General features: G+C 72.6%; 11 protein-coding genes. 2 read left to right on the top strand and 9 right to left on the bottom strand.

The window, feature by feature from the left end; genetic code table 11:
* Window positions 1-113: 113 nt before the first annotated feature.
* The 6 genes from AC2CJA_RS07345 to AC2CJA_RS07370 form a co-directional block, all read right to left on the bottom strand.
* Window positions 114-1,505: a hypothetical protein gene (locus tag AC2CJA_RS07345; protein ID WP_484601851.1), complete on the bottom strand. Its 1,392-nt coding sequence runs from the start codon at window positions 1,503-1,505 to the stop codon at window positions 114-116.
* A complete protein-coding gene (locus AC2CJA_RS07350) occupies window positions 1,505-2,278 on the bottom strand; it encodes a hypothetical protein (RefSeq protein ID WP_484601852.1) in 774 nt (257 codons plus the stop codon). Before AC2CJA_RS07350 ends, AC2CJA_RS07345 begins: the two co-directional genes overlap by 1 nt.
* 34 nt (window positions 2,279-2,312) lie before the next feature.
* Window positions 2,313-2,897: a hypothetical protein gene (locus AC2CJA_RS07355; protein ID WP_484601853.1), complete on the bottom strand. Its 585-nt coding sequence runs from the start codon at window positions 2,895-2,897 to the stop codon at window positions 2,313-2,315.
* 175 nt (window positions 2,898-3,072) lie between these two features.
* Window positions 3,073-3,372: a hypothetical protein gene (locus AC2CJA_RS07360; protein WP_484601854.1), complete on the bottom strand. Its 300-nt coding sequence runs from the start codon at window positions 3,370-3,372 to the stop codon at window positions 3,073-3,075.
* Window positions 3,373-3,446: 74 nt separating this feature from the next.
* The gene (locus tag AC2CJA_RS07365) at window positions 3,447-3,956 is read right to left on the bottom strand and encodes a nucleoside-diphosphate kinase (RefSeq protein WP_484601855.1); all 510 of its coding nucleotides are present in this window, start codon (window positions 3,954-3,956) and stop codon (window positions 3,447-3,449) included.
* A gap of 101 nt (window positions 3,957-4,057) precedes the next feature.
* Complete coding sequence (locus AC2CJA_RS07370) at window positions 4,058-4,390, bottom strand: hypothetical protein (protein WP_484601856.1); 333 nt, start codon at window positions 4,388-4,390, stop codon at window positions 4,058-4,060.
* Window positions 4,391-4,888: 498 nt separating this feature from the next.
* Between AC2CJA_RS07370 and AC2CJA_RS07375 the strand changes: the two genes are divergently transcribed.
* Both AC2CJA_RS07375 and AC2CJA_RS07380 read left to right on the top strand, forming a co-directional pair.
* Window positions 4,889-6,103, top strand: a complete 1,215-nt coding sequence (locus tag AC2CJA_RS07375; RefSeq protein WP_484601857.1) for a helix-turn-helix domain-containing protein — start codon at window positions 4,889-4,891, stop codon at window positions 6,101-6,103.
* 19 nt (window positions 6,104-6,122) lie between these two features.
* A complete protein-coding gene (locus AC2CJA_RS07380) occupies window positions 6,123-6,599 on the top strand; it encodes an NUDIX domain-containing protein (RefSeq protein ID WP_484601858.1) in 477 nt (158 codons plus the stop codon).
* 277 nt (window positions 6,600-6,876) lie between these two features.
* Here AC2CJA_RS07380 and AC2CJA_RS07385 read toward each other — a convergent pair whose 3' ends face one another.
* The 3 genes from AC2CJA_RS07385 to AC2CJA_RS07395 all read right to left on the bottom strand — a co-directional run.
* The gene (locus AC2CJA_RS07385; RefSeq protein ID WP_484601859.1) at window positions 6,877-7,857 is read right to left on the bottom strand and encodes a 4-(cytidine 5'-diphospho)-2-C-methyl-D-erythritol kinase; all 981 of its coding nucleotides are present in this window, start codon (window positions 7,855-7,857) and stop codon (window positions 6,877-6,879) included.
* Window positions 7,854-8,672, bottom strand: a complete 819-nt coding sequence (gene rsmA, locus AC2CJA_RS07390; RefSeq protein WP_484601861.1) for a 16S rRNA (adenine(1518)-N(6)/adenine(1519)-N(6))-dimethyltransferase RsmA — start codon at window positions 8,670-8,672, stop codon at window positions 7,854-7,856. The genes AC2CJA_RS07385 and rsmA overlap by 4 nt, the downstream gene beginning before the upstream one ends.
* A 104-nt stretch (window positions 8,673-8,776) precedes the next feature.
* Window positions 8,777-10,030, bottom strand: a 1,254-nt coding sequence (locus AC2CJA_RS07395; protein ID WP_484601860.1) for a resuscitation-promoting factor, incomplete at its 5' end; no start/stop codon positions are given.

The raw sequence follows: 10,030 nt of genomic DNA on the forward strand, positions 1-10,030 counted from the left end.
GGGTGTGGATTCCTCAAGGTGTGAAGGCACGGCCGCCGTCGTGCCCGGATCGGCCGCCTGGACGAGGACAGGGCAGGGTGGGGCACGGGTCGTGCCGGGGCGGGGAGCGTTGCTCAGACGGTGGCGGTGGACTGTGCCCACTGGTTGTTGCGCATCAGGGTGTACTTGATGTCCACCAGACGCGGAGCGATGGTGAGGTCCAGCTGCTCGGCCGGGTGGAGGAGGCCGTCGCCGCCGGGTTCGGTCCGCCAGACGCGGTAGTCGAGATCGGGGTAGGCGGGGTTGATACCGATTTCCCCCTTGGGGAAGGTCCCGTTGAACGGCGTGGCGATGTCCATGTGGTTCCAGTAGTTCCACGCCTGGAGCGCCTTGTGCTGGTCGAAGTAGAAGTAGAAGTCGGGGTAGCGGCCGAAGGTCCGCAGTTCGCGGTGGATGAGGTGGCCCAGGAGTGGGCCCAGCCGGATGGCGAGGTTGTCGAACTCCCAGCGGGTGCGGTGCCAGGCTTCCGGGGCCTGGCCGGGTGTGAACAGGCGGGCCGCGACGAGATGGCTGATCCGCTCCGCGAGGTAGGGGCGGGCGTGGGCCGCGTCGACGGTGGGGTCGACGCGTGCGAGGAGCGCGTCCAGCTCGCCCGGTGAGGGGCGGAATCTGGCGAGGTCGAACCTGCCGGCCATCTGGGGGAAGGATGCGAAGAGCATCTCCTTGTACAGCCAGTTGTCGAACTCGCCCAGCTCGGCCAGCCGCCTGGTCCGGTCGCTGGTGGAGTGCAGCATCAGGTACTCCGCCAGGGCCTCGAAGTAGATGTATCCGAGGATGGGCAGGCGGGGGATCGTCTCGTCCAGCAGTCGTAGGAACGGGTCGGCCGCCACGGGCGCTCCGTGGTAGGTGATGGCCGCGGCGAGGGCGAGGAAGGCGGTGGAATTCTTGACCCGGCTGACGACCGCTTCGCGCAGCTGGTGCCGTTCGGTCTTGGAGAGCAGGTACTCCAGGTGGGTGTAGATCTGGAGGTGGATCGTGCCCAGGCGCAGGTAGTCGATGCCTGCCAGGCCGCGGTAGGCGTGCCGGGGGACGGTGATCTCGAAGATCAGCGGTGTGGGGGCCCGGTCGTGCTCTCCGAGTCTGGCGACGAAGGCCGGGGCTTCCTTGTGGAGAACGTAGGAGGCGAGGTTGTGCATCCGCAGGCCGCCGCCGCTCGGGGTGAGGGGTGCGCAGTAGATGCTGCCGACCAGGCAGCCCCCGGAGGGGTAGAGGACGCCCTGCTCGCTGATCTGCTCCAGGGCGTGGGTGACGTGCAGCAGGTGCAGCGTGCCGTCGCCGCCGAGCGCGTCGAAGAGCGCGTTGCCGCGCAGGAGTCGTCCGTTGGGTGTCTCCTCCAGCAGACGGGTCTGCCAGGCCGCTTCCCGTGCGGCCAGGGGGTCAAGGTGCCGGTCGGGGCCGGGGCCCGGCGTGGAGTCGTAGAAGGCGTGGGCGTCGGCCCACAGGTGATAGGTGTCGAGGAAGTCCATCAGCGCACCACCCCGTGGGCTTCCAGCGCCTCCAGGGCGGCGTCGGCGCTGCCGGCGCCCGCCAGGTGGGCGGCCTCGCTGTGTACGACGAGGTCGAATGCGGTGGCCCGCAGTGCGTCGAAGGCGGCGGGTACGCGGATGTGAGCGGCGTCCGGCCACCAGCTCAGCTTCGGCAGCCGGTAGCGGTCGAGGGCGTCGGCGGCTTTCAGCAGGTCGCTGATGTGCTCCGCGCGGGCGTGGTCGGTTCGGTCGTCGGTGGTGAAGGCGGCGTACGGCCTCTCGTGGAGCCGTACCGCGATCGCCGCCCGCTCCACAGCCTGTGGGGTGGCGCGGAGGCGGAAGTGGTCCCAGACTACTTCGGCGTTCTCGACGAGCCAGGTGGCGGCGCGGGGGCCGTGTCCGGGGTCGTCCTTGTCGTGCAGGCGGCGGCAGTCGTGCACGGAGGCCGCCAGGATCAGCGTGGCTGTGTCGTCCTCGCCCAGACCGGTGATCTCGGCCAGCAGCGCCGCCAAGGCCGCGGTGCGCATCGCGTGCCGGACTCCGTGCAGCGAGTTCAGGAGTCTGGGCTCGGCCAGCCAGGCACCGGGGATGGCGGTGCGGGTGAGTAAACGCTGGGGCGCGGGGCGGAGCCGGGGCGGCGGGAAGTCCGGGAGGTGGTCCGGCCGGTTGGCCTTGATCCACTCCACGGTGGTGTGGTCGGTGTACTGGTGGCGCGGGAGCTGCTTGCGTGCGGCCAGCTCAACCATGCTGTCGGTCGGCGGGTTCGTGCTCATCGGGCCTCCCCCTCGGTGGCGTACGACGAGTGGCTCAGGCGGTGGGCGCGGCGTCCGCCGCACCGGCTTTGCGTTCCTGCTCGGCGGTCTCGAAGGCGGCCGTGAACTCGGCGAGTTCCCGCTCGCTCATCAGGTCGATCCCCAGCTCGGCGGCGACGGCCCGGATGCGGGCCGTGGCCTCCTCCTGCGCCGCTTCGCCGGCGGCGTCGTCGAGCAGCACTTCGAACTCGGCGTGGTGGCCCCACGCCTCGCTCCACTTCACGGCGATCTCGACGCCCCGGAAGCGGAAGTTGTGGCGGCGGTTGAAAGCCTGGTGCATCCGCTCCTCCAAGCCGAGGGCGTTGAAGACGCGTACGGCGGCCGGGACGTCCTCCCGGGCGATCGCGATCTCCGTCTCCGGGAAGGCGGCACCCTGGCCGATCCTGCCGGCTTTGAGGGAGATCTTCGCCGTCCCGGCGACGGTGTTGTCAGTGACCTTCAGCAGCTTGTCGGGCAGCACGTAGAAGCGGATGTGCTTGTCGTCGCGACCGAGGTCCTCGCCGTCCCGCTCCAGACGCTCGACGAGCCGGTCGTGGGTGTTCCGGTCGAAGCGGGCACGCATTTCGATCTCCGTGGCCACGGTCTTCTTCTCCTTCAAAAGGCATGGGTGATCCGCCCGGGCCCGTGGATGTGGGGCCCGGCTGGTGTCGGGTGGCTGTGTGCTGTTGTCGGGGCCGGGCGGTGCGGCCGTGAGGTCACCGGTGCGGGACCGCACCGCCCCTGCTATGTCCCGTTGTGTGCTGCGGCGGCGGGTGTCAGAGGTTCTCGCCGAAACGGTCGCGTACGACGCCCTCGTGCAGGTAGTTCGGCAGGGCCACGCCGCCGACCGAGGTACGGGTGGTGGCCACCTGCTCCTCGGTGTCGCTCGGGAAGCCCTCCAGCAGCCGCAGGCACTGCCGGGCCCACTCGCGGGACTTCTCCCAGTCACCGCCGTCACGGTGCAGCGCCGCCAGCGCGTAGGCGCTCTCGGCGGCCGCCCAGCGGTTGGTGGCCAGCTCCTGCTGGAAGACGTACTCCAGCTCCTCGGCGGAGGCGACGCGGGTCGGATTGGTCATGCTGCCCTCTCTAAGGTCGTGGTATCCCAGTGGTGATCAACGCATCGACGTCGCATGGGTGACGTCAGCTCCGCTCAGTAGGTGAAGATCTCGGCGAGCGTGCGATAGTCGTACAGCTCGCCCTTGTCGAACCACAGGGCCACTTCCTGCTCGGCCTCCTCCTTGTTGCCGGAAGCGTGGACCAGATTGGCCACGGCCTTGCCCGACGCCTTGCTGGCGGTCTTGCCGTAGTGGGAGAAGTCCCCGCGGATCGTGCCGGCGGGCGCCTCGTTCGGGTAGGTGCTGCCGACGATCTTGCGGACGGTGGCGACCGCGTCGTAGCCCTCCAGCACCAGAGCGATCACAGGGCCCTGCTGCATGAAGGCGGCGGTGAGGTTGTAGACCTGCGCGCCCAGCCGTTCCTCGAGGTCGAAGTAGTGGCGCCGGGTGAACTCCTCGTCCATCCACTTCATCTTCACGCCGACGATCTTCAGCGCCGCGTCCTCGAAGCGAGAGATGATCTTCCCGGCGAAGCCGCGTACCACCGCGTCCGGCTTGAGCAGTACGAGCGTGCGCTCCACGGTGGGGTCCTGTTCCTGGGCCATCGGCTCCCTTTCAGCTTGCCGGTCATGGGTTATGACGAATAATCAGCACGTCCCGCCCGAGATTACCCGCGCCGAAAGGGCGTTCCGTTTCCCGGTGGTCGCTACGCCCGCCGATGTCGCCCCACGGTCCGGTGACCGGTGCCCGGCCACCGCAGCACCCGCTGTGGAACGGGAGGCGCCGGACCGCGGTCGTGGGGGTGGCGAGGCCCCGCACGCGGCATGCCGGCGGGCTGCCCACCGCCTTGTTGTCGCATCACCAGGCTCCAGTGCAGCTGCTCCAGGTGGAACGCGCACGCCCGGCACGCCCGGACCTCGACGTCGATGCCGCGCGCGCTGATCGTGCCGATCGGTGCGACCTCCGTGCCGGTGCGGTCGCAGCGGAAGCACGTCCCGGCCGCCCACGCGAACCGCTCCCACAGCGCGAGCGGCTTCACGGCCGCTCCCCGGCCTCGACGGGACGGAGGTCGGCGATGCGCGGCTCCACTCCCGGCCACCGCCCACCGGGCGCAGCCACGCCCGGGTGGGCGCCGCCGAGGCGGGGTAGGGCCAGTCCTGCACCTCGCCCCTCCGCCCGGTGCGGGTCTCCAGGACGAGCGCCCCGGCGGCCAGCCAGTCAGGGGCCGACGGGGAAGTAGACTCACCGGCTCCCGTGCCGCTTCGGCCGGCGGCCGGTGCGGTGGGCACCCGGCGGGGGTGCATGGCGCTGTTCGTCATCGGACCTCCAGCGATCCTCGGCCGTAGGTGGTGGCCCGCCCCGCGCGTGGGAGAGGGACGGGCCGCCTGGACCGCCCGGCGGCGAGGGGGAGTCATGGACATCGCCCCGGGCGGCGTTCTCGGTGTGATGCGACAGTAGGCGGGCCTCTCCGCGGCACCCCGGAAAAACCTTCCGGGGTCCTTTCGGACCACGAGGTGATGCTCGGAACATGCGAGGAATGACGGAGAACCTGACCATCGGCGAACGCGTCGCCTGGTACCGGCGCCGACGCGGGCTCTCTCAGGAGGTACTGGCCGGCCTCGTCGGGCGCACCACCGACTGGCTGAGCAAGGCGGAGAACAACCGGATCGAACTCGATCGTCTCTCCGTGATCACGGCGCTGGCCGACGCCCTCGACGTGTCCCTCGGCGACCTGCTCGCCGAGCCGACCCTCATGGAGTGGTCGAGCGACAGCGGCCACCACACGGTCCCCGCGCTGCGTGAGGCACTCATGGACTACAGGCAGCTCACACCTCTCCTCGGGGCCCCGCCCGAGGGAGAGCCACCCGCGCTGCCGGAACTGCGGGCGAACGTCACGGAGGTCCTCGACGCCTACCAGTCGTCACGCTACGGCTTCGCGACGCGACGCCTTCCCCTGCTCCTGGCCGACGCGCTGTTCGCGGCCCGCGCGTACTCGGGAGACCAGCGGGAGGAGGTCCACGCCCTGCTCGCTCTGGCCTACCAGGGCGCGGCCATGGTGCTGGGGAAGGTCGGAGAGGTGGAGCTGGCCTGGATCGCGGCCGACCGCGGACTGGCGGCGGCGCAACAGAGCGGACGGGGTGTGGTCACGGGCTCGCTCTTCCGATCGGTGACGCACTGCCTGCTCTCCACCGGACGCTTCACCGCAGCGGTGCAACTGGTGAACGACGCGGCGGGCGTCATGCAACCGGAGCTGGGCGGCGCACCCCCCGACTATCTGTCGGTGTACGGCACACTCTTCCTCGCCGGCGCCATGGCCGCGGCACGGGCGGAGGACCGGGCGACGGCACGGGCCTTCCTCCAGGAGGCGGACGAGGCCGCACGAAGGCTCGGGACGGACGCCAACCACATGTGGACCGCCTTCGGACCGACCAATGTGGCCATCCACCGCGTGGCCACGGCCGGGGAACTCGGTGACGTACAGGTCGCCGCCGATCTCGGGCAGCGGATCGACACCCGCAGGATGCCGGTCGAGCGGCGGGTACGACACAGTCTCGAAGTCGCCCGCGCGCTGAGTGCGTGGAACCGCACCGACGAAGCTTTGGCCAAACTGCTGGAAGCCGAACAGGACGCCCCCGAGCAGGTCCGCCACCACTACATGAGCCGCGAACTGGTCATCGGCTGGGTACGCGGCACCCGGGGACGGCCGTCCCAGCCCGTGGCCGATCTGGCCCGGAGGCTTCGCATCGTCTGAAGTGACTAGGGTCCACGGTGTGAGCGACAACGAGCACGAGGCCAAGATGGCGCGTCCACGCATGGCGGCGGGAGCGCTCTTCTTCGACGACACCGACCGGGTCCTGCTGGTCGAACCGACATACAAGGACTACCTCGACATCCCCGGTGGCTACGTCGAACGAGGCGAGTCGCCGCTGCGGGCCTGCGTACGTGAGGTCCACGAAGAACTGGGCATCGCACCTCCCATCGGACGACTGCTGGTCGTGGACTGGGCACCGAGCCCCGGAGAGGGGGACAAGGTCCTCTACCTCTTCGACGGCGGGGTCCTGAGCGCCGAAGACCGCGAGCGGATCGAACTGCAGGCGGAAGAGCTGCGCGACTACGGCTTCTACCGTACGGAGCGGGCCCCCGAGTTGACCATCCCACGTCTTGCGCGACGCATCGCCGCCGGTATTCAAGCCCGAGCGGACGGAGGAACCGTCTACCTGGAACATGGCTCTCAGCCCGTGCGCTGACAAGACCTGTGATCTCTCAGGCACCGGCTCGCCCTGTTCCCGGCGCCCTGCACGTTCTACCGGCAGCAGGCCCGCAGCGGTCATGGCCATGGCCGCCGAGGCGGTGACGAGGACGGCAGCAGCAGTGCGGAAGCGGTCCTCCAGCAGGTCGCCGAAGCCGGTGCGCAGGCGTCCGGGGCCTCGTAGGTGTTGCGGTCCGCATGCGCGCGGCCCGGCGCGCGGTACCGCCGGCCCGGCAGGGCGGAGGTGCTCAAAGGCCCTGCCGGGCCGGCGGTATTCAGTCCGCCGGGCGGACCACCGTCGCGCCCGGCGCCGGGCTCGTGGCCGTGTGGGCGGTGCGGCAGACGCCCGAGGCGCGCAGGGCGAAGGCGATGTCCGAGGCCGTCGCGGCGTCCTCCGCGAGGAAGGCGCAGGTCGGTCCGGAGCCGGAGACCAGTGCGGCCGACGCGCCCGCCCGGGTGCCCACCGCCAGGGTGTCGTCCAGGGACGGCAGCAGGGAGACGGCGGCGGGCTGGAGGTCGTTGGACAGGTGCCCGGCCAGCGCGGCGGCGTCCCCGGCGCGCAGCGCGGCCAGCAGCGCGGGGGAGGCCTCGGGCGCGGGTACGGCGTCGGCGCCCGCGCCGCCGCCGCGCGCCTCGCGCAGCCGGTCGCACTCCCGGTAGACGGCCGGGGTGGACAGCCCGCCGACGGCGACGGCGAACACCCAGTGGAAGGTGCCGCCCACCTCCAGCGGCGTCAGCAGCTCTCCCCGGCCCCGGCCCAGCGCCGCGCCGCCTACCAGGGAGAAGGGCACATCCGAGCCCAGTCCGGCGCAGATCTCCAGCAGTTCCTCGCGCGAGGCGCCCGTGTCCCACAGCGTGTCGCAGGCCAGCAGCGCGCCCGCCGCGTCCGCGCTGCCGCCGGCCATGCCGCCGGCCACGGGGATCTCCTTGCCGATGTGCAGATGGACGTCCGGCGCGATGCCGTACCGCACGGCGAGCGCGTCGGCGGCGCGGACGGCCAGGTTGGTGTGGTCCAGCGGCACCTGGTCGGTGTCCGGGCCCGAGCAGGTCACGCGCGGGCCCTCGCCGGGCGCCGCGGCGGTGGCGGTGACCTCGTCGTACAGGCCGACGGCCAGGAAGACGTTGGCCAGGTCGTGGAAGCCGTCCGGCCGCAGTCCGCCCACCGCGAGCTGCACGTTGACCTTGGCGGGTACGCGTACGGTGACCGGCGCGGCGGTACGGGCGGTGCCCGGGCCGGCCGTCTGTGCGGTGCTCATGAGCTGGTGGTGCCCTTCCGCTCCGCGATGGCCGCGAAGTCCTCGATCGTCAGTGACTCCCCCCGGGCGCGGGGAGCCAACCCCGCGGCCGTCAGCGCCGCCTCGGCCGCCGCGGCCGAGCCGGCCCAGCCCGCCAGCGCCGCGCGCAGCGTCTTGCGGCGCTGGGCGAAGGCGGCGTCCACCACGGCGAAGACCTCCCGCCGGGTGGCACCGGTGCGCGGCGGCTCGCGCCGGGTCAGCGAAACCAGCCCGGAGTCCACGTTGGGCGCGGGCCAGAAGACGTTGCGCCCGATGGCCCCGGCCCGCCGCACCTCCGCGTACCAGGCGGCCTTCACCGACGGCACCCCGTAGACCCTGGAGCCCGGTTCGGCCGCGAGCCGGTCGGCGACCTCGGCCTGGACCATCACCAGACCGTGCCGCAGGGAGGGGAACGTCGCCAGCATGTGCAGCAGGACGGGCACGGCGACGTTGTAGGGGAGGTTGGCGACCAGCGCGGTGGGCTCGGGGCCCGGCAGTCCGGTGACGCGCATCGCGTCGTGGTGGACGAGCGCGAAGCGGTCGGCCCGGCCGGGCAGCCGGGCGGAGACGGTCGCGGGCAGCGCCGCCGCCAGCACGTCGTCGATCTCCACAGCCGTCACCCGGGCGGCCTCCTGGAGCAGCGCCAGTGTCAGCGACCCCAGCCCCGGGCCGACCTCGACCACCACGTCCTCGGGCGTCACCCGCGCGGTCCGCACGATCCGGCGGACGGTGTTGGCGTCGATGACGAAGTTCTGGCCGCGCTGCTTGGTGGGGCGCACCCCCAGCACGGCGGCCAGCTCGCGGACGTCGGCGGGGCCGAGGAGGGCGCCGGCACCGGTATCGGCACCGGCACCGGTATCGGCACCGGTATCGGCGTCGGGGGAGGGGGAGGGGGCTGAGCTCACCGGTGCAGTTTACGGCCGCACACCGGCCAGGCGCTCGCGCCCTTCTGCACGTACAGCTTCTTCGCCCGGTGGGTCTGCTCGGCCGGAGGGGCGTCCTGCGGGCGGCCCTCCCCGCCCAGGGCGCGCCAGGTGCGGGTGTCGAACTGGTAGAGCCCGCCGTGGCCGCCGGGGCCCACCGCGTCCGGGCGGCCGCCGGACTCGCAGCGGGCCAGGGCCTCCCAGTCCAGGCCGTCGGCGCCCCGCACCGAGGAGGGCGGCTCGGCGGTGCCCACGCGGACGATCCGCGCTCTGGGCGCGCGTACCACCGCCGTCCCGGTCAGGCGGGGCCGCTGCCGCACCCCGTCGACCGTGCGCACCTCGTAGGTGAGCCGGCGCAGCCCCGGCACACCCGTCTGCTCCACCACCTCGGTGCCGCGGAACAGGGACGGGTCCGCGCGCCGCTCGGTGGTGCACGGGACGGGCTCGTCGCGCACCCGCTCGGTCTCGGTGATGCGCAGCACGGTGACGGTCTGGCCGTCGCGCGGGACGGAGTCCAGGGCCGCCGAGGCGCGGTCCGCGCCGCGCAGTTCCACGCCCGCGTCGGCCAGCGCCCCGCGCACGGTCGCGGCGTTGGTGCGGACGGTGCGCCCGCGGCCGTCGGCGAGGACGGTCACGCTCCGCTCGGTCCACACGGTCAGCGCCAGGCCGTCGCGCCCGATGCGCCGGTCGCGGGGCACCGACACGCGCGCCCCCTCCGGGCGCACCCCGAGCCCGCGCAGCGCCGCCTCCACGGTGGCGGCGGTGGTCCACACCCGCCGGGTGCGGCCGTCGAGGGTGAGGGTCAGCGGCCGGCCGTAGCGGACGGTGACGCTGTCGCCGTGGGAGAGGGGTTCGCCGGGTGCGGGGGAGACGGCGTCGTGCGCGCCGACGGACACGCCCTCGTCGGCCAGGAGCTCGGAGACGTCGTCGGCGAAGGTGTGGAGGGTGCGCGGCCCGTCCTCGCCCTCCACCGACAGGCTGACGGCCTTGTCGTCCACCACGAAGGCGCAGGTGCCGCCCGCGAGGAAGGCGACGACGAGGGCCTGCGGCAGCAGGCGACGCAGGGCTTCGGGGCGCTGGGCGGCCTTCCGCTCCCGCGCGGCCCGGCGGGCGGCGGCCCGGCCGCCGGTCGTGCCGTGGGCGGGGGCGTGCGCCGGGGTGTCCCAGGTGCCGCCCTGGGGGGGGGCCCCGGCGGCCCCGGCGGGGCCGCCCGCCCCCGGACCCTCCGGGGG

The organism is Streptomyces sp. ATLC9, assembly GCF_057196705.1.

What these genes read in the sequence shown, in the direction of transcription:
- AC2CJA_RS07350 (WP_484601852.1), bottom strand. Translation starts at nt 2,278, where the DNA reads ATGAGCACGAACCCGCCGACCGACAGCATGGTTGAGCTGGCCGCACGC.
- AC2CJA_RS07375 (WP_484601857.1), top strand. Translation starts at nt 4,889, where the DNA reads ATGACGGAGAACCTGACCATCGGCGAACGCGTCGCCTGGTACCGGCGC.
- AC2CJA_RS07385 (WP_484601859.1), bottom strand. Translation starts at nt 7,857, where the DNA reads ATGAGCACCGCACAGACGGCCGGCCCGGGCACCGCCCGTACCGCCGCG.
- AC2CJA_RS07360 (WP_484601854.1), bottom strand. Translation starts at nt 3,372, where the DNA reads ATGACCAATCCGACCCGCGTCGCCTCCGCCGAGGAGCTGGAGTACGTC.
- AC2CJA_RS07345 (WP_484601851.1), bottom strand. Translation starts at nt 1,505, where the DNA reads ATGGACTTCCTCGACACCTATCACCTGTGGGCCGACGCCCACGCCTTC.
- AC2CJA_RS07365 (WP_484601855.1), bottom strand. Translation starts at nt 3,956, where the DNA reads ATGGCCCAGGAACAGGACCCCACCGTGGAGCGCACGCTCGTACTGCTC.